The following is a 26976-nucleotide window of genomic DNA, read 5'->3' as shown; positions in this document are numbered from 1 at the left end:
ACTAAACTCCAGCAGCCGTAAAAGCAGCCCAGTGATAGGGATTAGCAAAAGGACAGGGTTTGCGGTTGCGAATTTGCTGCAAAGATGCCTCTGCAATCAGGCGAGAACTTTGAGAAAGCCGATCGAACGTTTGCGAAATTTGAGGTTGAAAATCCGCCAGCAACACCTCCAATTCCTCGCTAGTCAAATCTCGCAGCCACCTTTGAGCGTCAATCAGCGCCATCGCCACATCCCCCACCTGCAACCGAGGAAACCGCCCCAGATTTTCATAAAACTTGCTTGTCAGCAGCAGCATCGAAATATCGTTCACTCTCCACAGACTGCTGACCGCACTAGACGTACCAGCATACAACAAACCCGCCGACAAACCGACAAAATCTTCACCGGCGCTAGGGAAACCGCCGGCAATTTCGCAAGCCGATAAAGTCACTAAAAAGTATTGCCGAAAATCCAAATTAAAAATTTCTTCCAAACTCAGAGAATCATTCCTCAACAACACAGCAGATTTCATCGATTCCGCCAAATTTAGCACACTCAAACAAGCAAAGTGAGCACATTTTTTCTGCTGCAACTGCCCTGTTTTTTGGGAAAAAGCCTGTTGAATAGCAGGCTTTTGACGCAAAATTTCTGCACTGGAAAAATGTTCGGAAATAGTGCCGATTTCCAGGTTGCTGTAGAGTGAACTTTTGGTGAAAGTAGGAACTGCTAAAAGGTGCTGCAAACGCGGTCTGTACCGGCCAATAGCTGCGCCGCGCGCGCTTTGTCTCAACCGCAATAACTCGCAGCTAGGAGCATAGCGAATTCCTCCAGCAAATCGATCGATCAAATAACCAGCAGCCTCTGAAACATCCCCAAAAGTCGAACTTCGAGCAAAAACATCAGAACTGCTGTGCGCCTCCCCCTCAAAACTGCTGCTCGAATTCCACCCAGATTTGAAAATTCCCCCGCCCTCCTCAAGCCCCTCTGTCACCCCCAGAGGCAAAGCGTGGAGCGGTAAAGCGTGCAAAAATCGGTGCGGCACAAAAATTAGCCGATCGCAATTTTGGGGAATCAGCGCCACCAGTCGATCGATTTCCAGCAGCGCCGCCAAGCGTTTGAGCCGAGCCGGGAGATGATTGATCCAGCGACCTTTTTGCTCAGAATAAGCGCTGAGGTACTCCCTGGCCCAACTTTCGACAGCCAAAGCATTTTCCGGCGAACACAGGTGAACGGCGGGATATTGCACGTCAGCAACCACCACAAAAGCCACCAGCAAATCCTCAAAACTCGCCCACACCACAGCAGCGGAATTAGCATCAGGCAACAATTGGCGAATTTGCTCGAAAGCGATGGGTTCAACCTTGTGAGCTAAGCTGAAGAAAGGGTCGTTTGCCTGCACCGATCGAGCAATCAACCCATCAAACTGCCGCCACAATTGATTTAAGTTGATAAAATCCGAACTCGGCAGCAGAGAACCGCTGTTCAAACTAGAGCTGTCGCCCTCAGAAATTAAGGTAGCGCTCGACTCTGCCTCTGACTGTTCTTCGTGTCGCTGTGCCCTGGCTATTTCCAGTTGCAGCGATTTCAACGAGCCAAGCACCTCGGCAGAAAAGTCTCCTTTGGGAGTCAGATCGCATTTCAGCAGCAGTTCTACCAAATTCCGATTTTTGTGGCGTTCGGCATATTCCAGAGCCTTAGCGCGATATGCGGGTTGGGTGTTGCCGAGTTCCAGACAAACTTGCACCAGCCCTTTATAGAGTCCCGTCGAGATGCTGGCTAATTTGACTTTTGCCGTACCGATCCGATCGCCCAAATCGACCGCATCAACCCCAGCTTCAGGGCGCAATAATTCCACAGTATCGACAGCAGCAGCAAACACGCTGCAGGCGCGAAGCAACTCGCCGCGAACTCGGTAAGCTTGACCCAAATAAAAGACAATTTGCAGCCAGTGGTGGGGATAGGTTTCGCGAGTGTAGACTTGGCAAGCAGCGAGATAGCAGCCGATCGCGCGATCGAGGTGAGACAAGTTGTCCGCCTCCGTCAGTTTCGCAAAAGCCCGCCCAAGATCGATTTGCAGCATCGCCCAGCGTTCGGGGGCTGCCTGTTTGGTGTATACTCTCGCCGCATTTTGATAGCACGCGATCGCGCTTTTGAGGTTGCGGTTTTTTTCCCCTTTCAGGTGTTGGCTGAAAGCGCGGCCGAGATTGGTGCACAGCATGGCCCAGCGTTCGGGAGTTTTGGGACGGTTGCAAAAGAGCAAAGCATTTTGATAGCAGGCGATCGCAATTTCGATATTTTCAGCTTTGTCCCCTTTCACCCGCATGGTGTAGATTCTGCCGAGGTAAGTTTGGATCGAAGCCCAGAGTTCGGGAAATTTGATGCGGGTGTAGACTTGTAGAGCATTTTGAAAACACGAGATCGCCATTTCCAGATTTTCCACCGGATCGCCTTTAGCGCGATCGATAAACACCCGGCCTAAATTCTTTTGAGTCGTCGCCCACTGCTGCGGAAAAGCTTCCTTAGTCCGCACTTGCAAAGCTCTCTGATAGCACGTTACCGCGTATTCGAGATTTTCGGCTCGGTTGCCCCGCAGTTGCTCGCAGTAAGCATTTGCCAAATTATTTTGAGTCGTGGCCCAGCGGCGGGGAAACACCTTGCGGTTGTAGACTTGCAAAGCATTGTGGTAGCAAGCGACTGCCAGTTCTAGATTTTGGGCTTTGGATCCCTGCAGCCTGCGGGTGTAAGCGCGGCCGAGATTGTTTTGAGTGCTCGCCCAATCTACCCCGAAAGCTTCGCGGGTGCGAACTTTTAGGGCGTTTTGATAGCAGGCGATCGCCTGTTCTAAATTTTCTGCCGGATCTCCCCGCAGGCGATCGCTGTAAGCGCTTCCCAGATTGTTTTGCAGCGTCGCCCACTGGGATGGGTACTCTTCGGGAGTCTGCACTTCTAGGGCATTGACAAAGCAAGCGATCGCCAGTTCGATATTTTGAGCCTTATCGCCTTTCGGGCGATCGCTGTAAGCGTTGCCCAGATTATTTTGCATTGCCGCCCACTCTTGGGGAAAATCTTTGCGGGTAAAAACCTTAGCAACAGTTTCGTAACCTGCTATTTCGATTTCCAGGTTATTAGCCTTGGTACCGAGAGGAAACCGCCCAATTTTGTTACTCAGATTGCCGATCAGGGCTGCCATGCGCCTAGTCTCGGATTGATTGGCAGCGGGTAGTACCAAAAGTGCCCAGCAGCGCAACAATTCTGCGAAATTATGGTCTAGTTTGTCTAAATTATTTCTCAGCAGCGAGTACAGGTGGTGCGAGTCACTGCTGCCCGCCACTGCTTGCAAGGCTTCTGCTAAAAAAATTAGATATGCTACCCCGGTTTGAGGATTGCCATTTGCAGATTCTAAGGGTGCGATCGCCCTTTGGAAAAATTTGGCAGCTTTGAGCAAACTGTCTGGCGTCAGTGCCGGCACTTCCAAGTAAAGCGTTTGCACGAACCCAAAGTCGATCGACTTTGAGTTGGTCTTCAAAATCAAATCTATTCCTGAGTCAACAGGATTTTCCAGCAGCGCTTGGAGCATATTCACATCAGTTTTGCGACGCTGTTCGTCCATCGTGCATTCCGCCGAACTATTAACCATACGATCGCTGCTTCTGTCCAGCAATTAAATCAGTTCCCGGTTTAAATTTCAATTCCCAATCGGAGGTAGGAGTCGCCGAGGGGAATTAAAGAAACCTGGTTTTTCCACCATACACATCGCTACAACCTATTCGCCCCAAAAAACAGGTTTTCGGCCAAGTTTTAAACTGGATAAACCCGCCCCCACAGACTTGCAGCGGGGCGGGTTTATTTTTACCATGATAAATTTTAGACTTAAAAAGCTGATTGCTTGGAAGCTATAACAATCCTCAAAGATTTATACAGATATAGTCTTTCTCAGAAAGATGAGGTACTGTCCGGCATTGGGCATCTTGCCCCCCGAGCGAAGTCGAAGGGTGGGCGGAGCGAAGCGGAGGGATTGGGCGAGCGCGAAGCGGAGGGATTGGGCTATTACTCGTTACCTGGCTCTGCTTGGTAACGCAGATAGGCGAGGCTCTACCTCCTTTTTTCGCAGCCGAGGCACTTCCTATGGACATCGGTTCCCAGACAGAGCCAGGGAACCAGTTAAACTGAGTCGATTTAGTGTACCGCTAGAGAGTGCAGCGCCGTCTCCACCGCCTGCAAAGCCCGATCGACTTCTGCAGCAGAGACAATCAGCGGCGGCACAAACCTCAACACTTTCGGGCCAGCGGGAACCAACAGCACACCAGCGGCGATCGCCGATTTAACAATATCAGCCGATGTAAGTTCGATGTCAGCCTGCAATTCCAGCCCCACAATCAAACCCCAGCCGCGCACCTCAGCAATCAAATGCGGATATGCAGCCGCCAACTTGTTGAGGCCAGCTTTCAACTGTTCCCCGCGCTGCAGCACGTTTTCCAGAATGTTTTCCCGTTCTAAAGTTTCGCACACGCACAAAGCGACAGCGCAAACAAAAGGATTGCCGCCGAAAGTGCTGGCGTGACTTCCCGGTTCAAATACATCGCAGAAAGATTTGCACAGCATCGCGCCGATGGGGATACCGCCGCCCAACCCCTTCGCCGACGTAAAGATATCCGGTTCAATCCCTAGGTTTTCGTAGCCCCAATATTTGCCGCTGCGCCCCATCCCGACTTGCACTTCATCGAGAATCAGCAAAATACCTTTTTCGTCGCAAATTTCGCGAATCCGCTGGAAGTAGGCGATATCTCCGGGGCGAACTCCCCCTTCACCTTGCAGCGCTTCCAGCATAATTGCTGCTACTTGACGTTCGTCTTTGTCGAGTTCTGCGATCGCCAGTTCGAGCGCACTAATATCGTTATAAGGCACATAGTGAAATCCCGGAACCAACGGACTAAAACCCTTCTGATATTTAGGCTGTCCCGTCGCCGTAATTGTCGCCAAAGTCCGCCCGTGGAAACTAGCAACGGCGGTAATGATCGTCGGATTCGAGATATTTAATTTTTCGTGGCCGTACTTGCGCGCCAGTTTAATAGCCGCTTCATTAGCTTCAGCGCCGGAGTTGCAAAAGAAAGCTCTGTCCGCGCAAGAATGGTCTACAAGCCACTTCGCCAGCTCGCCCTGTACGGGGATGTAATAAAGGTTAGAAACGTGGTGTAAGGTCTGTATTTGCTTCGTTACCGCTGCAATCATCGCCGGATGGGCGTGTCCCAGAGTGCAGGTAGCAATACCCGCCACAAAATCGAGATATTCGCGGCCCTCGGTATCCCAAACGCGACAGCCCTGGCCCCGTTCTAGGGCGATCGCAAAACGCCCGTAAGTAGTCATTACATAGCTGTCGAAGCTTTCAGAACTGAACAAATTCGCTTCGGCTTGGACGCTTGGTTCTTTTAGTAAGGTTTCAGGACTCACGAACGGCTCCTTAACAGATAATATCTAGACCTCGATTGTACGGCAAAAATCCAGCTTAGCGGTGCAGCCTGTTACTTTTGTCATAAAATCATAACAGTAACAACAATTAATCCTTCACAAATCTACTGATGAGTTATTACATTTCTCCTAGCTTTCTCGATCGAGTTGCAGTACACATCACTAAAAACTTTTTAAATTTGCCGGGGATAAGAGTTCCCTTAATTTTGGGAATTCACGGCCGCAAAGGAGAAGGCAAAACTTTTCAAACCGAACTGGTTTTTCGGCGAATGGGCTTTGAACCCGTGATGATATCTGGTGGAGAATTAGAAAGTCCAGATGCGGGAGATCCAGCGCGTTTAATTCGCTTGCGCTACCGGGAAGCTGCGGAGCAAATTCGGGTGCGGGGCCAGATGTGCGCCATTTTTATTAACGATTTGGATGCCGGTGCTGGCAGGTTCGATACTACTACTCAATATACCGTCAATACTCAGATGGTCAATGCCACTCTGATGAATATTGCCGACAATCCAACTAACGTGCAGTTACCGGGAAGTTATGACAGCACGCCACTGCACCGAGTACCGATTATTGTCACCGGAAATGACTTTTCAACGCTGTACGCGCCGCTGATTCGCGACGGACGGATGGAAAAGTTTTATTGGGAACCCAGCCACGATGATAAAATTGGGATTGTCGGCGGAATTTTTGATTCGGACAAATTGTCAAAGGCCGAAATTGTCACTTTAGTCGATAATTTTCCCGATCAGTCGATCGACTTTTTTAGCGCTTTGCGATCGCGCATTTACGACGAACAAGTCCGCAAATTCATTCACCAAATTGGAATCGAGCGAGTTTCCAAACGTTTGGTAAATACTACAGAAGCACCGCCCGATTTCCACAACCCAGATTTCAGCCTCGCTCGTTTATTAGAAATGGGCGGTTTGATGGTGGGTCAACAAAAGCGGATTCAGGAAATGCGCTTAGTGGATGAATACAACCAATCGCGACTGTTCAACGTTCAAGGAACCGCCAATGTTCCTGCTGCCGCGCCAACGCAAAATCAATTGAGCGATCCTAATTCCAAATATTATAAAGCTTACGTAGAGCCAACTTCTGCCGTGAGTAACGGTCAAGGGCGGCTGAGTTCCGAGGTGTTGGAACAAGTGCAACAATTGTTAGCACAGGGCAGCAAAATCGGCATGGAATATGCAGACACTCGCCGATTTAAGACTGGTTCTTGGCATAGTTGCACGATAATTCAAAACGGAAAAGAAAAAGATGTAATTGCATCTTTAGAAACTTGTTTGGCGGAACACGGCGGCGAATACGTGCGGCTGATTGGTATCGATCCAAAAGTCAAGCGGCGGGTAGTTGAAACAATTATTCAACGGCCATAATAGGGCGCACAATACCCATTGCGAAAATTCCAATAACGATCGCCTTTGGGTAGTGTCGCACCAGTAATATCAAATCCTGTCTTCATCGGAATAGTAAATTCAGGCGTTGACTGTTAACTGTTGACTGTTGACTGTTAACCGTTAACTGTTATCCCTCGTTATATCGTTGACCGTTGCATCGTCAGGTGATTTAACCGGCGCTAGAACACAGAGTACACAGAGTCCGAGAATATATATCTGAATCATTCCGATGAAGAGAGGATTTGATATTACCAGGAAGAGCCTGGTAATGTAGATTCGGAGGCTCTACCTCCTTCTATCTCGCAACTTACAGGAGAGAGGACTTTAGGAAGTGCTTAAGTTATTAAGTTTTCGAGCCTAAACAGACAATACAGATAATATTACAAATTGCTTTGAAGCCCGATCGCAGTTACAATCGTCCACGCATCCACCAACAACAGCAACAGCGTGCATCCCAGCAAAATTAGATACATCCAAGGCTGCGATAAAGGGCGAATATCCCTCGTATCAATACCGGTTTTTGCTTCCACCAAACCGACTAATTTATTAAATCCAGCCACCCGCATCGGTAGCAGATAACCTTCACCCCCATGACTCAGAAAATAGTAAACCAAGCCTCCTTGACCGGTCGATCGAGGTTTGAGAGCCTTCACCTCAGTCCAAGGTAGCGACCAACCCCTGCGAAACACGCGCGGAAACCACTTCGGATAGGTAACTTCAATCCCCTCCTCACTGAGAATTACCCGTTCGCCGAGCACGCCGTAGAGGCCTGCTGCGCCGACAATAATTGCCGCCCAGAGTGCGATCGGAGGAATTGGTGCTTTCGTGACTTCCGACAAAAACGGTAAGGGAATTGTGAGGGCTGCGTATAAGCTCAACAGGGTGATTCTAATCAGGGGAGAAAGCCGGAATACTGCTGGCTCAAATGCTGGGGCGGAAGATGGAGAAAGTGCGGATTCGGATGACATAACTGAAATGAAAGAAGCTATTTAATGCTATTGTTGCACAGTTGTCAATTCCGCGAACAAAACTCAAGAAAATCTCAAAAACCAGACAATATTCGCTGTTTTGAGTTGCGATTTAAAATTTATTTCAAAAATTGTTATTTTTAAGTGTTGAGTTTTTATTTACCGCTTTGCAGAAGTTGGAATCTTGAGTGCGGAGTTATCAATTAACTGACAATTTATAACTCAAAACTCACAACTTCCATTAATCGACGGCGGTTAGCGCGGGTACTGTCAAAGGTTCTGAAATTTCTCTGGCTTTTGGGCGGCCGGGGGTTGCTGCGCGATCGCCCTGAACTTCCCCTCGCGATCTGCTAGGATTGACGTTTGAATAGGGGCCTTCGTTAATCTGCAAGCGATCGCAAGGAATGGTGTCCGATAAAATTGCACTCGCCATCATCCCGGTGTGAATTTCCAATGCTGCGGCGGACATCGCTTCAAACACCAAACGCTGTCCGGGAAAAACCACTCGTTCAAAATACCAGTTAGGAATGTTGGAGATGCGAGCAATCTGAATCAGACTGGTGGCGTTGACGTAGCAGCACAGAATCTTGCTGTCGGTGTCTGAGGGTAGTGGGTCAAGAATTTGAGCCATAACTGCTGAGGGAGCCTTACCTAAAAGTTTTAGTTATCTTCTCAGGCTAACACTAGGCGATCCCGCCTACTGTAAAGCCGACTACCAACTCCAAGGATTTTAGATTTTAGATTGGGGAATGACTTACTGAATCTGGATTGGGAGCTTGCCTGCAGTTGCATTTTTTGTCTTAAAGCGTGTCAATAACATACCAGAGACCGATCGCCCTAAAATTTCTATTTACCCAGAAAAATACCTAATTGTTGACTCTCATCGGCAATTTTCCGTCAAAATCCGCTGTATTTGCTTACATATTCGCTTTTTTCGGCTGCTGTCACCGACCGAAACTCGCAAACTCAGCCTTAAACCGCTCGGCCAAATTTTCAAATATTTAATATTAAATTGCCAAAATTAGAGAGATTGTAAAGTTATATTAAAAGAATATAAACATAGCTCGAAAAGTCGCAGTTTAGGATATAGCAATCATGGAAAACCGAGTTCTGTACGTTCGCCTCCCTTGTAATCCGATTTTCCCGATCGGAGTAGTGTACCTTTCCGATAGCGTACACAAGATGTTTCCCGATGTTCAACAGCGCATTTTTGACCTAGGCGCAGTACCCCCGCTGGATTACGCTAAAGGTTTGGATGCGATCGTCGATGAGTTTCAACCAACGCTGTTAGTTTTCTCTTGGCGGGACATTCAAATTTACGCGCCCGTGGGCGGTAGGGGCGGGAATCCCTTACAAAATGCCTTCGAGTTTTACTACGCCAAAAATCCGCTGACAAAATTCCGGGGAGCACTCGGAGGATTGCGTTTGGCCGCGTCTTACTACACCGAACTGTGGCGCAATCTGGGACTAATTAAGCGCGGATTGAAGCGGGCCCGGAAATACCGCCCGGAAGCCCGCGCAGTGGTCGGTGGCGGTGCTGTGAGCGTGTTTTACGAGCAGTTGGGGCGCAGCTTACCGGCGGGGACTGTGGTTTCGGTGGGGGAAGGTGAAGCTTTGCTGGAGAAGCTGATTAAAGGCGAAGATTTGGCGCAGGAAAGGTGTTATGTAGTAGGAGAAACTGTGCCGCGCGCGAGGCTAATTCACGAAAAGCCAGCCAACATCGAGAAAACCGCCTGCGATTACAACTACATCGAAACAATTTGGCCGGAGTTTTCATATTATCTACAGGATATGGACTTCTACGTCGGAGTGCAAACCAAGCGCGGCTGTCCTCACAATTGCTGTTACTGCATTTATACGGTGATTGAAGGCAAGCAAGTGCGGATCAATCCGGCGGATGAGGTGGTGGCGGAGATTCGGCAATTGTACGATCGAGGTATCCGCAATTTCTGGTTTACCGACGCTCAATTTATCCCGGCACGCAAATTCATCGACGATGCGATCGAATTATTGCAAAAAATCATCGCCTCCGGCATGGACGACATCCACTGGGCTGCTTACATCCGTGCGGACAATCTCACACCCGAATTGTGCGATTTGATGGTAAAAACGGGGATGAATTACTTTGAAATCGGCATCACCAGCGGTTCCCAGGAATTGGTTCGGAAAATGCGGATGGGCTACAACTTGCGAGTAGTTTTGGAAAACTGCCGCGATTTAAAAGCAGCCGGTTACAACGATGTGGTTTCCGTGAATTACTCGTTTAACGTAATTGATGAAACCTTTGAAACCATCCGGCAAACTATTGCTTATCACCGAGAACTAGAGCGGATATTCGGAGCCGATAAAGTAGAACCTGCTATTTTCTTTATCGGGTTGCAACCGCACACAATTTTGGAAGAATACGCCTTTAAACAGGATATTTTGCAACCAGGTTACGATCCGATGAGTTTGATGCCTTGGACAGCGCGCAAATTGCTGTGGAATCCCGAGCCTTTGGGCTCGTTTTTCGGACAAATTTGTTTAGAAGCTTGGCAGCGTAATTCCAATGATTTCGGCCGTGAAGTGATGGCAATTTTGGAGGAAAAACTCGGCTGTGCGGATTTGGAAGAAGCATTATCTGCGCCTGTGGAAACCAAAGATAAACAGTTGGCAGCAGTTAATTAATTACTAGGTTCGCAGTCAGGACGACCGTTTAAAAAAGGGGAAATGGGAGGGAGAATGTATCTGCCATTTCCCTTTTTATCATTAAAAAATCAAAATGTAAGAAACTCTTGCTACAATCATCAATCTTATACCAATCATTAGACCAGATTGCCAAAGTCGAAAACAATCTTCAAATTATCTGCGTTCATCTGCGTCTATCAGCCTTAAATCTGCGGTTGACCTATCAATCAAAGATTTAGGCAATAAGTTTATTAAAAATCGCAGATCGAGCAAATATCGCTTAAGATGTAATTATATATAGCGGTTCTCAGAAAGATGAGGTACGTTGTTGGGCCCCGGCCCTCAAGCGTCTGGGTGGTTATGTAAGCTGTCAGTCATACCTCATCTTTTTGAGAAAGGCTATAGTTAAAACCAGGAGTGACAAGATGTTTTCTAAAGATAGAGTTAAGGGCATTAAAAGAGTAGTTCTAGTTATGGCAGGCATTAGTGCGATTCCCTTCGGGATAGCTTCGCTTCACGGCTTTTTGACCGCTTCAGCACAAGCAACTGCACTAAATCAACCCGTTGGCCAAGTTCGGGCGATCGCGCCGAACACTTTGGGCAATTATCAACCGCTGCAAATTGCTCAAGTTGAGGGATGTCCGAGGGCCGAAATGGTGCAATCTTTCGCAACAGCCAACTTTTCTATATATATTTGCAAAACCCAGGAAGGCGATATTTTTTACCGCGGCCTCAGCAAAATAAATGGCAGCCAAATCAATGTCATGCAAGTAACTACAGGTGACGACGGAACTTATGAAGCGACTAACGGCAATATTATCTATTCGATTAACCCCCAACGCCTGCAAGTCCGGCAGAATGGTAAGGTAATTTTGACCGAAGGTGTTATCAAGTAGCACTAATTGTGATTCAACGATCGATCGGATAAATTTAGGGTGTATTTTATTTAAGTTAAAAATTCAAGACCAGCAAAAATATATTGATTCCTTAATAATCAAAGAGAATCAGCGGTAACGGTTATAAAATTGACTAACTTTTGTTCAAATATCTTTCAATCAAGACGATCGCCACGATATCGTCCACCGGTCTCGGCGGCGTCCGCATTCCCTTCGGAATCAAGCGATCGAGTCCCGTCGGAGGGTACATTTGCCAGTAGCGTTCCCTCGCTTCTAAGCTGCTGTATCTCTCATCCACCTGAACAATTTTGAGCGCAGGCGACAAACTCTGCGTCAGTTTTTGTTTCCAACTTTTAGAAGTCGTTTGATCTCCCATGACTAATAACTCAATTGAAAACTGTTCGCACAGAGATTGAATAGTCGAAATTGCACTCTCGGAGGGTACAACTTGATGGTAGGAGACATTGTTGTCTGTACTCATGACGGCGATGCCGCACTTGTCTTTACCTGGATCGAAACCTAAAATCATATTTATTAGTTCTGAGTTAATAAGTTTGTAGTTGCGCTGTTGTAGTCGAGGAAACCCATCGCCAACCTAGATATCATCTGATACTTGCATTCTTGAATGTCTCAAAATCTTTGCGGGCGATCGTACTTATTTTACTTAACTTTTTTGTGGGATTGACATATTATATCATGGGAATCCGTGCAGCAATATAAAATCATTTCCGTTCGATTTACCGCAAATCATAGAGACTGGAAAATATTCATTTTTTTTATTGGCTCTTGACAGGGAAGAAAATATGCGGTATTATAATAACAAATCATATTTTTATTGAAAATGTAGACCAACATCTAAATTAAGCTTTAAACCATGAAACAAAAGATTAATTTATGAATCAGCAAAATTTAGATAGTGACTTAAGTAATATTGAGTTAAACATTACCATAAGATCTGGAATTTTGTTAAAGCAGAGGCTGAGATGCTTTCTGTTTCGTATTTACTCTGAACAATATGATTCTTGCGATGCTCATGCCTTAGTCTTTTTTTCTGAGATTAACCAAATGAGGGTTAATGGGGAAAGAATAGAGCATACAGAATATTTAACTTTTCATGACACTCAAGGTCAAGTATGGCAAATTGATAGTTTCCGGGAGAACTCTCCTCCAGATCCTCCTGCACTTATCTTTCGTTTGACTCGTAGAAATTGACAGCACACAACATGGACGGTAGTTTGGGTCAGAGCAGGTTTTTATGCAGCATTTGCTGGTTAACACTTAGTTAAGTAGACAAGTTCAAACTTTAATTAAAGCAAGGTTGAATTTATGGGAAAGGCAAAACGACGTAAGAAAGTTCATCCTAATTATGAGAAGCCGACTTCTCAAAATGAGCCAATAGGCTTAGAAGAAAACTATGAGTGTTATGGAGAACGTGCAGAGTATTTCAGAGATTTAGATTTTTATCTAAATCAGGGTGGGGCTTTTGAAGAAAGTCTTCCTAAAGACCATAAATATAGATCCGTTACAGAAAGTCAACTTTTTCAGTTTATTCAAAATGCCGTTGATCGGGAAGAGCAAACTGCTACTTACATTCTAAATAAAGTGAAGTCATTGTCTGACCTCACTGAAATTCAGAGCGATTTATTAAGCCTAGTGGATAAGTCGATTATGTCAAAGAGAGATGGCGATCTCAATCAAGCCTTCAAATACTACGATCAAGTATTTAGTCATAACCAGACATGGTTTATGCTTTGGTACGGTCTTGCGAAACTGTTATGCCTATTTCGAGAATACAGGATGGCTTTTGCTTGCATAAAAATTTGCACTTACTTATACCCCAAAATGTGGAATGGCCGTCAATACCATTCCGATCATAATTTGTCATACCATTATGACCAAATCTATTCTTTAGCTATAGCTGGCGAGGAAAATGAATCTTATCTCAAGACACTAGGTCGTCCCCTTGATACAATAATAATAGCAGATTCTAACGGAAAAGTTATAGCAAATTCTCCAGTCGGCAAAATAAAAGTAGTCAAGCCAGAATCGCTCTCTTCAGATATCAAAACGCAGGTACAAGGTGATAGTCACAACATGGTAACGATTAAAGTTGTTGATGTTGGTCGCTCCGGTAATCCTGAGTATGCTGAATATACCCAGGCACAGATTAAAGAGTTCCGCTCCATAATCGTCACAGTGCTGACAAGAAACTTGATGCCTACTGCTGATGATTTTATTGAGACAGTTTTAGGTGCTTCTCTTGCGTGTCATTACTGGCGCAAAGATTTAAGTTTTGTTGGTGCTGTTGAACAAGTTGTACAAGATATAGAAAGAACTATGGGAAGAGGATATTGACATGGGAAAAGCAAAACGCCGCAAGCAAACTCCTAATTATAGGAAGCCTACTTCTCAAAATAAACCAATAAGCGTAAAATGGAACACTGAAATACATAATATAGATTTCCCAATCACACCGAGAAAAGCTTGTGAATTAAATAAAAGGCTTAGGGAAAAAGGATGGGGATGGTTTTACAAAGAATTCATGAGTCAAAATAATATGCTTACATCCCGGTACTATAGAACCGAGGTAATACTAAGTACGGCTCCTTACATGGGGGATACCAAGTTTAGTGTTGAGGGAAAAGACTTTTATGTTCCAATTGTCTGTTTTAATCCCCAAAGTAACATAGTCAAGGTACTGGGATTGAAACACAACGAAATTGTTCTTGTGTCTCGTTTTAAATACTTCGATCATCTTCACAGGAAGGTTATAAAACCACAATTTTTCGGTTGCGTAAAAATGTTAAGTAAAAATATTATACCGGAGTATGGATATGTAGGTTTTAATTGGCATTCTTGTGATTGGAACGAATCAGACGAAAACTCTTTGATTATAAATACTCTCAGAAATTCGGAGGACAATCAAGAAGAAAAAGTTAAAACTATTACAGAAAGAGAAGAGTTAGGGATATCAGCAGATAGAGTAGGAATTACAGTAAAGGTATATTACCCAGATGAACATGAGGGGCAAAAATGCCAAGAAGTTTTAGTGTTTTTGCTAAAAAGCTTGGGATTTTATCACACTACAGGTTATGAGGATAGAATTACTACGATAATTAATGAAAATTTAGGTGATAATTGGTTGAAAATCAGTTGGACAGATGGGTTCTGCTCCGGTTCCTACTGTAACCCAAATTGAGCAAGCCTATCATCAGTTAAATTTAATCTCTACTCCCATACCCTCATCACCCAGCACCCAAAAACCCAACAGATCCCAAAACCCTCACCGGGGGCAGGGAACAACCTCGGATCTAAAGTTACCCTAAAGTTCAACCACCTTTGAGAAAAGCATTCCTAATATAGAAGTTAGAACCCACAGCAAAGCCGATATTAAAAGCAGAGCTTAAGCCTGCTTACCCAAACTGAGAGCTACTAGACAGGGAGTATATCAAAATTATGGTAAACGCACAGAAAGCGCCAAGTTGTACGATCGACAAACTCAACAATATACTGTTACAATAATTATTACAAATGCTATGAATTGAGCAAAATTTTGTTCTGTGATGTCAATATCTCAGGGTTCGATTCTTAGTTTCTTTCTTTGCCTTCTTAGCGGTGCGGTGCGTCGCTGTGAGATTGTTGGTGGTGCTTCCAGATTTTTGGTGGCGACACACCCTACTAATTGGGTATGGTGCGTCGCTGTGAGATTGTTGGTGGTGCTTCCAGATTTTTGGTGGCGACACACCCTAGGATTGCTCTATATATGGCGGCACGGATTCCGATTATTTAATAATATGTCAAGGGCGCGAAAAAGTCAAGCAAAATTGTGATTCTATCGCCCAAAATCTTGGCTAAAATTCGATATGTCGATCGCACTTATTTTTTAATTTTCAAGTCTCCTTGGCCTGGTTTTTGTTGTCCGGTGCGGAAAACAACGGCTCCGTTTTCAAGAGCAACTAAATCTATTTTAAGCGGGCCGGCTATGTAAGTGACATCTGCGGCGATCGCCTGAACGTCCAGCGGTTTCTCGTACTGCTGCAACCGAGCGATAAAACCAGCCAAAGTTTCAATCTCACTGTCGGCAACTTGGACTCTACCGCCGACAACGCCGATCAGGCGAGCGCGAAATTGACAAGCTTCTATCAATTGCAGCAACTGCTGCCGCACCTGTTCGTCGGTCAAAGTCACCGGATCGACAGCAACCCCTGCAATCACATCTCCAGCGCGGAACACAACTCGATTGATTTCTGCTTCTGCAAATACCTTAATTAGCTTTTCTTGCCGCAGGTAATTAGCGCCGGCGACAATTCGCACCACGTAGTCTTCACCGTCTTTAATCTGACTAATTAGTTGATCGATTTCTGCTTTAGTAATTTGAATAACCTGGTCTCTAACCTTCTTATTCTCCGGCTGCATCAGTCCGACGGTGGTTTTATTTGCTTCTTGCAAAAGTCGATCGATCGCCCGACTCGCCTTATCCGGTTCCAAGATGCGAACAACGCCAGCAGCTAAAATTTGACCGCGCCTGATCGCAACTGTACCCTCGCGGATGGCCTGAAAGTCCCGTTCCAAAACTTGCACTTGCTGCTGCAATAAAGTTTGTTGCTGTTCGAGTTGAGTTTGTTGCTGTGCGAGGGTTTCTAAGAGTGCTTCCCTCTCGGCAATTACTTTGTCTCTCTCGACAATTATGCGATCGCGATCGGCGAGATTTTGCACCCGCTGGGCAATTTCCTTGTCCCGCTGGGAAATTAGTTCGTTGCGATTGACAATTTCTGCGTCTCGCTTGGCAACTTCTTCCTGCCGCTGGGCAATTTCTGCGTCTCGCTTGGCAATTTCTCGATCGCGCTGGGCAATTTGAACTTTCACCTGCTCTCGCTGCTCGATTAACTGTTGGCGTTCCCCTTGCAGTTGGGCGATTTCCGAGCTCAAAGCTGTTTTTTGATCGGAAACTGTTTTCAATTGGTTCTCAGTGCGATCGAGCTGAGCTCTTGTAGTCGATCGGGCAGTTTCAACCAGTTTCAACTGTGCTTCGGTGCGAGACTTAGCAGCTTCCACCCTAGCAAGCTGTTCTTCCGTGTCCGATTTAGCTGCTTCTACCTGACTTAACTGCTCTTGGGTTTTAGACTTGGCTGATTGCACGCTGTTGAGCTGGGCCCGCAGCGAGTTTAATTTTTTTTCTGTCCGAGCTTGCTCGGCATTAGCAGTTTGGAGCGATTGATTAATTTGCTCTAAATTGGCTTTAGCTTGCGCTTGAGCGGTTCTGGCTCCATTTAATTCAGTTTCAACTCGATTTTTTTCTTGAGTGGTTTCTTTGAGCTCTCTGCGGGCTTGGTTGAGCCTTTTTTGAATCTCGTCTATTTGAAAAACCCCGGTTCGCAGAGGCTTGCTGGTAGCAAACAAAATGGCCAAAGTAATTGCTGACAGGATGCTGCCGGCCATCACTGTCACCACAACAGCAGTGTCGCGGGGGCGAAGTTTGAACAAACTCAACCTTGCCTTGCCGACTTTCGTCCCAAGACGATCGCTGACAGTCGCGATCGTACCCCCCAACACTAAAATTACAAATACCAAGATGTATCCAGCAGTCATTCCGATTTTAAATTTAGGATGGTGGATTTTGGATTGAATCTAAAATCCAAAATCCAAAATCCTATACTTTCTCGGCATCAAGTGAATTGCTGGCTTAAGGCCACCGGGTTGTGGACAGTGATCTTTTTCTTGTGGATCGAGATCATAGTTTCTTGTCTGAGATCCCCCAGCAAACGAGTCACGGTTACCCGCGTCGAGCCGATCGCTTCGGCGATCGCCTGGTGGGACAGCTTCAAATCAATCGTAATCCCATCCGTACCGGGCACGCCAAAATCCCGGCACAGAATCAGCAAAAAGCTGACGAGTCTCGAACCCATATCTCGGTGTGCGAGGGTTTCGATCATCATCTCCGTTTGCAAAATCCGAGAAGAAAGTCCCCGTAGCAAAACCATAGGCAATTCTGCGTCTTCCTTGAGAGCTTTCTCGACTTGTTCGATCGGCAGCGAGATCAATTCTACCGGCGTAAACGCTACCGCGTGGTAAAATCTGTCCGAGCGGTGTCCCGTAATCAGAGACAACACGCCGAACACGCTGTTTTCCCGCAGGAGCGCCACAGTAATTTCTTCGCCTGCTTCATACACCCTAGAGAGCTTCACAGCGCCTCTAAGCAGAACGTAGACGCGCTCAGCCGGGTCTCCAGGGAAAAAAATTGTCTTGCCCCGTTCAAAGTTTTCCACAATGGGTGGAAACGCCCCGCCGCTGATTTGGCGGAACACGGCTGCTAGCGGTCTATCATGTGTCACGACTAGATCCTTTGTACTAATCAATAGTTTGTAAATTGTCGATTAAGCTTATTGAGTAAATATACTGACCAACCTCCAATGTCCAGGGATTCTGTTACAGCCATCTAATGTTAAGTTAAACACACGCTGTATGATATTAAATCTAGCCATTCTCTTAACTTTTTCAATTCCGCCCATTTAGCTCCACAACCAAATTAATCTCAATTGTGTCTCAATTGTCTGTCAATCAGTTAAATCTGAATCAGTTGTGTCTAAACTGGCGGAGTTGTCGGATATAGCCCACGAGAACGGTGCAAGTTGCTTCGAGAAGAAATACAGATGATAGATTTGACCGGAAAAAATGCTCTTGTTACGGGCATTGCCAACAATCGCTCGATCGCCTGGGGCATAGCTCAGCAGCTCCACAAAGCAGGGGCCAACCTCGGCATCACTTTTTTGAAGGATGAAAAAGGCAAGCACGAGCGCAAAGTCGCCGAACTTGTCGAACCGCTCAATCCCAGCCTGTATTTGCCCTGCAATGTCCAAAACGAGAGCGAAATCGAGTCTACTTTTCAAACCATCGCCGACAAATGGGGCAAGTTAGATATCCTGGTTCACTGCTTAGCCTTTGCCGGCAAGGACGAACTTTCAGGAGATTTCACCAACACCTCCCGCCAAGGCTTCTCCAATGCTTTGGATATTAGCGCTTACTCGCTGGTGCGGCTTTGTGCTGCGGCTAAACCGCTGATGGCGGAGGGCGGCAGCATTATCACGCTGAGTTATTTGGGCGGCGTGCGGGTAGTTCCTAATTATAATGTGATGGGCATTGCTAAGGCAGCTCTGGAGATGAATGTTCGCTATCTGGCGGCGGAACTCGGCCCGTTAAATATTCGGGTAAATGCGATTTCTTCGGGCCCGATTCGGACTCTGGCTTCGTCAGCAGTCGGCGGCATTCTGGATATGATCCACCACGTTGAGGAAGTGGCCCCGCTGCGGCGGACTGTGACTCAGCAGGAAGTGGGAAATGCTGCGGCTTTTCTGTGCAGCAATCTCTCTAGCGGGATTACGGGTCAAGTTTTATATGTCGATGCTGGTTACGAAATCATGGGAATGTAACAGTTGACAGTTGTCAGTTGTCAGTTGTCAGTTGACAGTTGTCAGTTGACAGTTGTCAGTTGTCAGTTGTCAGTTGACAGTTGTCAGTTGTCAGTTGTCAGCGAAGTTTTTAGACAGTTAACAGCAAGATTTGCCAACAGTCAACTGTCAATAACAGTCTTTTGTTCGCTACAAAAGTGTTAATCCCAAATTACTAATTATCAACAATAACTATGAATGACAAATTGGGAATTATGGAAATAATCGATCGCCCTCCAGTACCTCCTGCAAATTCGGTTCAACCAGCCAGGGCCGCGTTGGTGAAACGCACGACACTGGAAACGGATGTCACCGCCAGCCTCAATCTCGACGGTGTGGGAACTTGCAAAGCGTCCACGGGGATTCCGTTTTTAGACCATATGTTGCAGCAGATTGCTTCTCACGGATTGATCGATTTGGACGTACAGGCGATCGGGGATTTGGCGATTGACGACCACCACACCAACGAAGATGTGGGAATTACCTTGGGCCAAGCCCTAGCAAAAGCTGTCGGAGATCGATCGGGCATTTCTCGCTTCGGCCACTTCATCGCCCCTCTAGATGAAGCATTAATTGAAGTAGTCTTAGACTTTTCGGGACGGCCTCACCTAAGTTACAGCTTAGAAATTCCCAACCAGCGGATCGGCACCTACGATACTGAATTAGTGAAAGAGTTTTTTTCGGCGGTGGTGAACCACACTCAGATGACACTGCACATTCGACAGTTGCAGGGCGGAAATTCACATCACATTGTCGAAGCGGCGTTTAAGGCCTTTGCGCGAGCTCTGCGGATGGCGGTAGAAATCGATCCCCGGCGCGCCAGTCGGATTCCGAGTTCTAAAGGAGTTTTGTAGTTTGGGGTTTGCAGTAGCGCTTCTGGGCTACTGCAAACTTGTAAATCAAAATATATCTGCTATATAGTTAAAAACACCTTGACTTCCCTCGCCGTACTTGCCGATAAATTGATCGATTAGTCGATCGCTACACCTTTCTATAGCATCAGCTATAGAACTTTGTGCTAAAACTTGACTGGCAGATTGACGCAAAACTTCAAACAAATTTACAGTAAAATCAGTATCTTCACTGACAAAATCCCACAGTTCTCGACCGATCAAAGTGCTCATTTCAGAATTCGGCAGAAGTTGCTTCAGCAGACCAAAAGTTACAGTCTTATTAGTTCTCTTGCCGTAAGCTATACCAATATAAGCGCGATCGCCTGCATTAATTTTTTCCTGAATTTTGTCAGCCCAATATACTATCTGGTCTTTATCCATATCATTCGGGCCGCTTTTGACCTGTATCCAACAGCGATCGCCATCACTGGTAGTTTTGATTGCATCCCACCCTGACTTACCGGGCGGACTTTCTGCACTTTCAGAGCAAGATATCAATAGTTTTTCAATAAAAAACCCCATAGAAGTAACAATAGACCTAGTAGCCGCCATATAAACATTAAGTCTGACAACTTCTGCTGGAGTATCAAGATTTAACGCCCTAATTAAAAATGGGTTGGGGTGAATTTTTTCTAAAGTTAGATTGTCAACCATAGCTAACTGTCGCCTTGTGAAGTCCCGACAGATACTAGCTAGAAAATTTGCGGCTATAGTAAGTTGCAGCGAAAGCTTACCTGAAGATGTAAATGCTAAAATGCGTTCAATCTCATCGGGAGTAAATTTAAGAGCTCTTTTACCAGATATGCTGCTGATGCCGTTTCTGAGTGTTTCTGCTTGTAAATTAAAAAATTCTTCTAACTCCGCAAAATGACTGGCGAAAGATCGAGACTTGCTGGCAGGGAGTCCTACTTCTTTTTCTAAAACAAATGCTAATAATTCATGAAGTTGCTCTGACACTTTTATTTCTCCTCAACTCTATTTTAAATATTAGCTAACTGAAAAGAGACAACTGTTGACTTATTTCTCTTCCTCTAACTCGATCGCCCTTAATTACCTGACAAAGGTATTGACCGATCGCCTCTCCCAATAATACAGGAACAGCATTCCCAATTTGTCGGTATTTAGAAGCAGTCGATCCATAAAAAACCCAATCATCTGGAAAAGTTTGAATTCGCGCGCACTCTCTGACACTCAAAGGACGCAATTCATCAGGATGACACATATCTGTAGCCTTTTGATGGGGACTGGTTGTGACAGTAGGCGACGGTTTATCCCATGCCAAACGTCGGTAAAAACCAACTTTACCGCCTTCAGATTTATAAGCTCCTCCCATTGCTTCTTGCTGTAATTCGCTGGGTAAATGCCTCCAGTTTTGACCTGCTGTTAACAGACGCAGATACTTGAGGCGATTTTCTGAATAAGGGACAAATTCTGGCCGAGAATCTACTAAATCTTTTAATCCTTCTCTAATCGTCAACCATTTTGGTTTTTTAGCAGTACCTTTCTGACTGTAAGTTGGCAGTGGCAAAGTAACTGAATCATTACCTTTATAACCAATAAAAATTACTCTTTCTCTAGCTTGAGGAACGCCGTAGTCAGCAGTATTTAGTAAATCATACATAACTTCATAACCAATGCGTTTCATCTCTGCCAAAATCACTTGTAAAGCTGCACCTGGCATTTCATCATGTTCTAATTGCGCGCAACCTAAACCTCTGCGATCGTGAGGTCGATGTCGAATCGGAGCTGACAGCAATCCCTTGACATTTTCCATGATAAAAAAGCGCGGTTTAATTTCATCAACAATGCGTATGAAATCCATAAATAAGCTGCCGCGCGGATCTCCAACAGACCCCCGTTTTCCGGCTGTGCTGAAGGGTTGGCACGGGGGGCCGCCGGTCACTAAATCTACTTCATCAGCGCGCAGAGGTCTATCTAAACCTAAGATTTGTCCGCCTTCTTCTAAGAGAGTTTGGGCGCTGACTTCGCAAATATCTCTCGGTACAGCACATGGGGATAAGTGAGGACGATTTAGAGAGATAGTTTTGGTAGCATCAGGTTCAATTTCTACTAAACTTACTGTCTGAAATCCTGCTTTTTCTAGACCTAAATCTAAACCGTAAGCTCCAGCAAAGAGGCTAATAGTTATCGGTTTGTTGTTAATCACAAGTTTAAGCCTCATAATATGTATGGTATTTAGGAAATCTCAAGAGTTTGCGATATTCCAGCCTACCATTCATAACCGTGTTCTTTTCCCCATTGTATCCAAGCTTGAGCCATTTGTTTCATTCGACCGCGCTGCTCTGGCTTTACCGGATTATCACCAGTAATTGCCCTCAACGCCCAAAACCAATGATCTGGTTTTTGTTCGAGATCGCGAAAAATCAACGGTACAACAGGCTGTCCCATGCCAATAATTCTTTGATAAGCTGGGTGCATTGACTTTTGTGTAACTAATGACAGCATCCTTGTCTGGGCACGCCATTCTTCTGCAAAGCTATAAAACTCCGCTTCGAGTTCTACCTGACTTTTAATCGGGTATTTATAGGTTGTGATGCGATCCGGTAGTTTCATGTCAAGCCGTGGCTACTTCATAAATCTATATTACCTTACCTTCCCAAAGTATTCAGCCAATTAGCTAAAGAATAAACAATGCGATTTGAGTAAGGTACGTCAGATTGGAAAACCTCGACAATCGTTATACAATTTTATCTGACGCACCCTAGGATTCGATTTGAGTGTGACACGCTTGGTTTATTTCAATCTATCCAAACTTCGTCAAGAACCGGAAAGCATCCAGTACGTGACTCGCGCAAACGTAGGGCGAAGTATTGTAAAAACCTTGCCACGCCGCCGCCTTATCTTCATCGTACCTGTCCGCTCTTTCCGAGTGTCTTCCCAGCCAATTAAGCCGCACCGCGTGACCGACTAATACATCTAAAACAATGTATTCTTCTACTTTCAATTCTGGGTTGCGCTGCGCGAGCGCCGCCAACTCCATCAGCGCCTCAATATTGACTTGTCGGTATTCCGGCGCTACAATTTTGTTTAGCAAATGCTCGATTTGGAGCGCGAAATTTTTTTCGCCTGGGGTCATTTCCGCTAAAATAAGATCGCTATCTAAGCGATTTCGACGCTCTAATTTATCGCCAATAATCAAGCCTTTGCAGTGCCGCAGCAATCCCCAAACACTCGGATAAAAATCCTTCGGTACGCGGTTGACTGCACCTTCCATTTGCCGCTTGCGCCGCCATCCACCCGCAGGCATTTTGGGTTCCTCAAACACGGGCGCGACTACCCATTCAATATCTTTTTCCGGCTGTTTGACACGCAGTGATTCTTGCTGTTTGAGGATTTGATTCATTTCCTCATATTCTGCCAATACTTGGCGCAGGCGATTTTTAATTTCAAAGGGACTTAGCTGCATTAAATATTCGTAAGCTTCATTTTGCGTAACTCGCAATTCGCGGGCTAATTCGCTAGTTAACAGCAAAATAAAGTAACTCACTCTCAGAGTTAGCAACCCTTTAAACAACTGCGGTTCGGCTTTAATTAGCAAGCCTAAGTAAATCAGAATTTCTTGAGTGAGAACTCTATCGCGAACGTCCTCTCCACAGAATTCGCGAATTTTGTCCATGATTTCCGTGTAAGAACCAGGTCGCGAAATCAGCGAATCTTCGCTGTAGGCTTTCCCGACAGCAATCTGTTTTTGCTTCACCAAAATGTCTGTCACTGCATCCGACAAGCTGATATCAACTTTGTCCAGCAATCCAGCAGCGTGACGGACAACGGCCCATTGAATTTTTGATTGCGAACTTTCTCCAGCTTTTGTATAAACTTCGTTGAGTAAATCCACAACTTCAACAGTTGCTTCCGCGCCGCCAAATCCTGTATCAAAGTTTAATCCTTTGAGGCGAATCAGCGTATGCAGCAACTCAATTTGTTCGTACAAATTCTCTGATTTTTGCAGGCTGGTGAGCAATAATTGAGGATTAGTTTCGCACTCTAATTTAAATTCTTGGGTATGACCCAATGGCCAAGTTTTTTCGGGATTGTAACTCAGATAGGTGGGGGTTTCTACTGCACCTGTCACTGGAGATTCAGTGAATTCAAAATATTGCATGAAATCTATTCTCTCTGTGCCAGCAGTCAGCATTAACTGGTTAAGATTTCCGAGTTTGACAGGCGTATTTCCTGAGTTTCCGTCGCGGAGTTGCTTCATCAATTCCAGCAGTGCTTCGCGGCCGGTTTCGAGCATCGCGTGAGTCAGCATCAGCGTTACCGTGGGTCGTCCCAACTGATACCAATGGCGGTGAATGTGAGCTATTTCGCTTTGAATTTTAGATACTAGAAAATGGTAGTCTAGAGTTAGGTAAAATTCTTCTCTGTCCAAGAATGAGGGAAGAAATACGATCGCCTCTCCGCGAATTTTGAACACCCGGGAAGTCGTCAAACTCCGCAAACGGCGCACGGGGCGGCCTGTTAAGCCTAGTGAATCGTTGCGTCCAATCTCCGCGTAAATAGCGGATAATTCTTTGGCTTGGCGGACTTGAATTGGTTCTACCTGTTTTGGAGTTTGCGCTGCAATACCGTTGGTGGCTAATTCTGCTTGCAAATCTTTGTCTTCAGCTAACAGGGCAATTTGCACTAAAGGTTCTCTGTGCCCGCCCACTGACAGGTGTCTTCCCAAGGGGTCAATATCGCCAACTGCGATTAATCCTTCGTTGAGTAATTGACCTAGAAAATACAAACTTTGCGCCCAAACTAGGGGAACATTTTCATTGGGTAGGCGCTGCTGACTGCGGGGATTGAGCTTTTCTGCTTCTATATTTTCGGCGGGGACGTAGTACAATTCTGGTAGTAGTGGCAAACCAGAGCGATCGACTGCTAGAGATTCCAAACGCTGCTGGTACTCCTGCACTTGGGCTTGATTTCCCTGAAATAGGCCGTCCAAGAATAAATAAGTGAAAAATAGCGGCCACTCGCATTCTATATGCTCGAACTGCTTTAATTCTGTCGGTTCGTAATGCAGGCGATCGGCATCTTCCAAAACTGTTTGGTGTCCGTCCCGCAGAAACCGCTTGCAGCCGTAATTGCCTTGCAATTTGTCGATTATTTTATTTCTAGTTCGTTCTACTAATTCTTTATCTTCCACAGCAAAAGCCGGAAAACTAATCACGCTCAATAAAGCTGCATCTACTTCTTTTGAACTAGATTCCCGAGGCAAAAGCGATTCTAAAGTTACGCGGCTTCTGGCAATTTCATCGGGTAAAACGTGAATCACTGATGTTTGAGAACCGTTAACTCCGAACAAATCCAATCCATTTATTGCTTCCAGCGCTGCTTTTGCCATGCCAACCGAACTAGCATTTAATTCTGCATTGCCGCGATTAACTTTATTGCCTCTTTCCCAAATTCCGTAATCGGGAGTGCGGTAAGCTCTACCAATGTAGTAGACTAAATTTTGCACGAAATTGACTTCATCGATTGTAAAAATTATATGCAATCCCGAAGCCGTCATTTGAGCAAGAATCAACAAAAATATAGATGTAGCATCTAACTGTAAATGTCCCCATTGGTCATCGCCAACAACAATACTACCAGTTTGAGTATTGTATTTAGCGTGCAGGGCATCTAGCGGCAACTGAGTATTTTTAAAACGTTCGACTTTGCTCGATTGCTGCATCATCGCAAACAGCAAGCCGCGCATCAATTTGACTGTGCTGTGTTCGAGTTCAAAGGTTCTACCGCGATCGCCGTCAATTTTGCGGTAAGCTAAACCCAAACCCCAAACTGCCAAAATGCTGTACACATTATCCCGCACCCAAGCATCGGTGTAGTCGCCGTGAGCGTTAACGGCGGTACTCGCCGGAAGCAAGCCGGTAATTGGGTTCTGGCGCTTGAGGATAACGTTTTTGATTTGCTGGTAGTAATGATCTAACTTCGTTTGTCGCTCTTTTGTTGCGATCGCCATTTCGTTTTCCTTGGTTTTCCTGATGCGAGTTCAATTGCGGTGAATAGACTTTTAAATATATCAGAGATTCTATCACTGCTCCGATTCTGCCAACAACAAAACAAGGTGATTGTCATGTCCAGCCGCAACAAGAACAATAATAACCGCGTTCCTTTTGTAAAAATTGTCTACTCTACAGTGAAGGTTAATGGTAAAATTGAACTCGTGCCGATGGAATGGTACGCTGACGGCTCTGTCAAGAAAATTGAACGTTAATGAGCGATCGCACTTAGCAGCCTAACTCTAATGGACTTGCGCGTCGCGTACAAAAAAACGGTTCCTGGGCCACGGAATGATGACTTACCAAAATCTTTGTGGCACAAACCGGATTTTTTTCGTTCAAAAGTAGTCTAGCATCGATCGCCAAACTAAGCTAATTTAAATAACTAGGTGTGTAGAAATCTCACAGAAAGAAATATGGATCGATCGCGCCCGCAATTTTCAGTGCTGGGACTACCAGTTCACATATTAGACGATTACGCAGGTTGGCTGATAGAGCGCCTGCATCAAGGCTTAGGAAGTCACGTCGTGACACTAAATGCTGAAATGGCAATGCAAGCCGAGAAAAATCAGGCATTAGGCGATGTAATTCGCTCTGCAGAACTCGTGATTCCAGACGGTTCGGGAGTAGTGCTGTACTTGCGAATGCGGGGCAAATCGGCAAAGCGCTATCCGGGGATTGAACTAGCAGAATCGCTGCTGCAAGAAGCCGGAAAATTGCCCGATTCCGAACCGATATTTTTCTTTGGAGGTGCGCCGGGAGTGACGGCGAAGGCGGCAGAAAATTGGCAGCAAAAAGTGAAAGGATTGTCGATTTCTGCTCAACACGGCTATCTTTCTGCTGATGAAGAAACAGACTTCTGTGACAGCCTGAAAAAAATGCAGCCAAAACTGATTTTTGTGGGCTTGGGAGTGCCTCGCCAAGAGTTTTGGATTGCGGAAAACCGACACCTTTGTCCGCAGTCTATTTGGGTGGGAGTTGGCGGCAGTTTCGATATTTGGGCGGGAACCAAAGACCGCGCGCCGGCTTGGTTTTGCGACAATCATTTAGAATGGTTGTACCGGCTTTATCAAGAACCTTGGCGCTGGCGCAGGATGTTGGCTTTACCACAGTTTGCATTGAAGGCTTTGGGGGATTTTCGAGGTTGAAAATTGGATTGATAGAGTAACCGCAGATTCAAGGCAGACAAACACAGATTGACGCAGATATTTTCCTGCTTAAAAAGTGAATTTTGCCAGATATTTATTG

23 protein-coding genes are annotated in these 26976 nt (G+C 45.6%); 12 read left to right on the top strand and 11 right to left on the bottom strand.

Going from position 1 to position 26976, the window contains the following annotated elements:
- Window position 1: 1 nt before the first annotated feature.
- Complete coding sequence (locus IQ263_RS15395; RefSeq protein ID WP_228050081.1) at window positions 2-3640, bottom strand: CHAT domain-containing protein; 3639 nt, start codon at window positions 3638-3640, stop codon at window positions 2-4.
- A gap of 225 nt (window positions 3641-3865) precedes the next feature.
- Between IQ263_RS15395 and IQ263_RS15390 the strand changes: the two genes are divergently transcribed.
- Window positions 3866-4054, top strand: coding sequence for a hypothetical protein (locus IQ263_RS15390; RefSeq protein ID WP_194068187.1), 189 nt, complete (start codon window positions 3866-3868; stop codon window positions 4052-4054).
- A 101-nt stretch (window positions 4055-4155) separates the two neighbouring features.
- Here IQ263_RS15390 and IQ263_RS15385 read toward each other — a convergent pair whose 3' ends face one another.
- Window positions 4156-5427 carry an acetylornithine/succinylornithine family transaminase gene (locus IQ263_RS15385; RefSeq protein WP_194068186.1) on the bottom strand — a complete coding sequence of 424 codons (1272 nt, stop codon included), beginning with the start codon at window positions 5425-5427 and terminating at the stop codon, window positions 4156-4158.
- A 128-nt stretch (window positions 5428-5555) separates the two neighbouring features.
- Between IQ263_RS15385 and IQ263_RS15380 the strand changes: the two genes are divergently transcribed.
- Entirely contained in the window at window positions 5556-6824 is a 1269-nt protein-coding gene (locus IQ263_RS15380) for a RuBisCO small subunit-like domain-containing protein (RefSeq protein ID WP_194068185.1), read from the top strand.
- Window positions 6825-7225: 401 nt separating this feature from the next.
- Here IQ263_RS15380 and IQ263_RS15375 read toward each other — a convergent pair whose 3' ends face one another.
- Both IQ263_RS15375 and IQ263_RS15370 read right to left on the bottom strand, forming a co-directional pair.
- Window positions 7226-7813 carry a hypothetical protein gene (locus IQ263_RS15375; RefSeq protein WP_194068184.1) on the bottom strand — a complete coding sequence of 196 codons (588 nt, stop codon included), beginning with the start codon at window positions 7811-7813 and terminating at the stop codon, window positions 7226-7228.
- A gap of 241 nt (window positions 7814-8054) precedes the next feature.
- Window positions 8055-8444, bottom strand: coding sequence for a DUF1830 domain-containing protein (locus IQ263_RS15370; RefSeq protein WP_194013036.1), 390 nt, complete (start codon window positions 8442-8444; stop codon window positions 8055-8057).
- A 464-nt stretch (window positions 8445-8908) separates the two neighbouring features.
- On the opposite strand from IQ263_RS15370, the gene IQ263_RS15365 reads away from it, so the two are divergent.
- Window positions 8909-10480 carry a photosystem II high light acclimation radical SAM protein gene (locus IQ263_RS15365; protein WP_194068183.1) on the top strand — a complete coding sequence of 524 codons (1572 nt, stop codon included), beginning with the start codon at window positions 8909-8911 and terminating at the stop codon, window positions 10478-10480.
- A 425-nt stretch (window positions 10481-10905) separates the two neighbouring features.
- A complete protein-coding gene (locus IQ263_RS15360) occupies window positions 10906-11376 on the top strand; it encodes a hypothetical protein (RefSeq protein ID WP_194068182.1) in 471 nt (156 codons plus the stop codon).
- 133 nt (window positions 11377-11509) lie between these two features.
- Here IQ263_RS15360 and IQ263_RS15355 read toward each other — a convergent pair whose 3' ends face one another.
- Window positions 11510-11905, bottom strand: coding sequence for a pre-16S rRNA-processing nuclease YqgF (locus IQ263_RS15355; RefSeq protein WP_194068181.1), 396 nt, complete (start codon window positions 11903-11905; stop codon window positions 11510-11512).
- A gap of 365 nt (window positions 11906-12270) precedes the next feature.
- Here IQ263_RS15355 and IQ263_RS15350 point away from each other — a divergent pair, with 365 nt between their 5' ends.
- From IQ263_RS15350 to IQ263_RS15335, 4 genes are all read left to right on the top strand, one after another.
- Entirely contained in the window at window positions 12271-12588 is a 318-nt protein-coding gene (locus IQ263_RS15350; RefSeq protein ID WP_194068180.1) for a hypothetical protein, read from the top strand.
- A 114-nt stretch (window positions 12589-12702) separates the two neighbouring features.
- Window positions 12703-13731, top strand: coding sequence for a hypothetical protein (locus IQ263_RS15345; protein WP_194068179.1), 1029 nt, complete (start codon window positions 12703-12705; stop codon window positions 13729-13731).
- Between the two features lies 1 nt (window position 13732).
- Window positions 13733-14575, top strand: a complete 843-nt coding sequence (locus tag IQ263_RS15340) for a hypothetical protein (RefSeq protein ID WP_194068178.1) — start codon at window positions 13733-13735, stop codon at window positions 14573-14575.
- Between the two features lie 364 nt (window positions 14576-14939).
- The gene (locus IQ263_RS15335; protein ID WP_194068177.1) at window positions 14940-15206 is read left to right on the top strand and encodes a hypothetical protein; all 267 of its coding nucleotides are present in this window, start codon (window positions 14940-14942) and stop codon (window positions 15204-15206) included.
- A gap of 46 nt (window positions 15207-15252) precedes the next feature.
- Here the strand turns inward: IQ263_RS15335 and IQ263_RS15330 are convergent, their stop codons facing one another.
- Entirely contained in the window at window positions 15253-16965 is a 1713-nt protein-coding gene (locus IQ263_RS15330; RefSeq protein WP_194068176.1) for a DUF3084 domain-containing protein, read from the bottom strand.
- Between the two features lie 77 nt (window positions 16966-17042).
- A complete protein-coding gene (gene ntcA / locus IQ263_RS15325; protein ID WP_194010494.1) occupies window positions 17043-17708 on the bottom strand; it encodes a global nitrogen regulator NtcA in 666 nt (221 codons plus the stop codon).
- A 318-nt stretch (window positions 17709-18026) separates the two neighbouring features.
- On the opposite strand from ntcA, the gene fabI reads away from it, so the two are divergent.
- Both fabI and hisB read left to right on the top strand, forming a co-directional pair.
- Window positions 18027-18803 carry an enoyl-ACP reductase FabI gene (gene fabI / locus IQ263_RS15320; protein WP_194068175.1) on the top strand — a complete coding sequence of 259 codons (777 nt, stop codon included), beginning with the start codon at window positions 18027-18029 and terminating at the stop codon, window positions 18801-18803.
- A gap of 233 nt (window positions 18804-19036) precedes the next feature.
- Window positions 19037-19675 carry an imidazoleglycerol-phosphate dehydratase HisB gene (hisB, locus tag IQ263_RS15315; protein WP_194068197.1) on the top strand — a complete coding sequence of 213 codons (639 nt, stop codon included), beginning with the start codon at window positions 19037-19039 and terminating at the stop codon, window positions 19673-19675.
- Window positions 19676-19720: 45 nt separating this feature from the next.
- Here hisB and IQ263_RS15310 read toward each other — a convergent pair whose 3' ends face one another.
- The 4 genes from IQ263_RS15310 to IQ263_RS15295 all read right to left on the bottom strand — a co-directional run bounded on the left by IQ263_RS15310 (window position 19721) and on the right by IQ263_RS15295 (window position 25688).
- A complete protein-coding gene (locus IQ263_RS15310) occupies window positions 19721-20671 on the bottom strand; it encodes a PmeII family type II restriction endonuclease (protein WP_194068174.1) in 951 nt (316 codons plus the stop codon).
- A gap of 34 nt (window positions 20672-20705) precedes the next feature.
- A complete protein-coding gene (locus IQ263_RS15305) occupies window positions 20706-21896 on the bottom strand; it encodes a DNA cytosine methyltransferase (protein WP_228050079.1) in 1191 nt (396 codons plus the stop codon).
- Between the two features lie 47 nt (window positions 21897-21943).
- Window positions 21944-22288 carry a hypothetical protein gene (locus IQ263_RS15300; RefSeq protein WP_194068173.1) on the bottom strand — a complete coding sequence of 115 codons (345 nt, stop codon included), beginning with the start codon at window positions 22286-22288 and terminating at the stop codon, window positions 21944-21946.
- A 190-nt stretch (window positions 22289-22478) separates the two neighbouring features.
- The gene (locus tag IQ263_RS15295; RefSeq protein WP_194068172.1) at window positions 22479-25688 is read right to left on the bottom strand and encodes a glycoside hydrolase family 15 protein; all 3210 of its coding nucleotides are present in this window, start codon (window positions 25686-25688) and stop codon (window positions 22479-22481) included.
- Between the two features lie 114 nt (window positions 25689-25802).
- Between IQ263_RS15295 and IQ263_RS15290 the strand changes: the two genes are divergently transcribed.
- Both IQ263_RS15290 and IQ263_RS15285 read left to right on the top strand, forming a co-directional pair.
- Window positions 25803-25943 (top strand): hypothetical protein, encoded by a 141-nt coding sequence (locus IQ263_RS15290; protein ID WP_194068171.1) that lies wholly within the window; start codon window positions 25803-25805, stop codon window positions 25941-25943.
- A gap of 201 nt (window positions 25944-26144) precedes the next feature.
- Complete coding sequence (locus tag IQ263_RS15285; RefSeq protein ID WP_194068195.1) at window positions 26145-26876, top strand: WecB/TagA/CpsF family glycosyltransferase; 732 nt, start codon at window positions 26145-26147, stop codon at window positions 26874-26876.
- Window positions 26877-26976: the final 100 nt, after the last annotated feature.

Source organism: Tychonema sp. LEGE 06208, assembly GCF_015207505.1.
GTDB lineage: Bacteria > Cyanobacteriota > Cyanobacteriia > Cyanobacteriales > Microcoleaceae > Microcoleus.
Note: the sequence above shows the minus strand (reverse complement) of the source record. Positions and strands in the feature narration are given on the sequence as shown.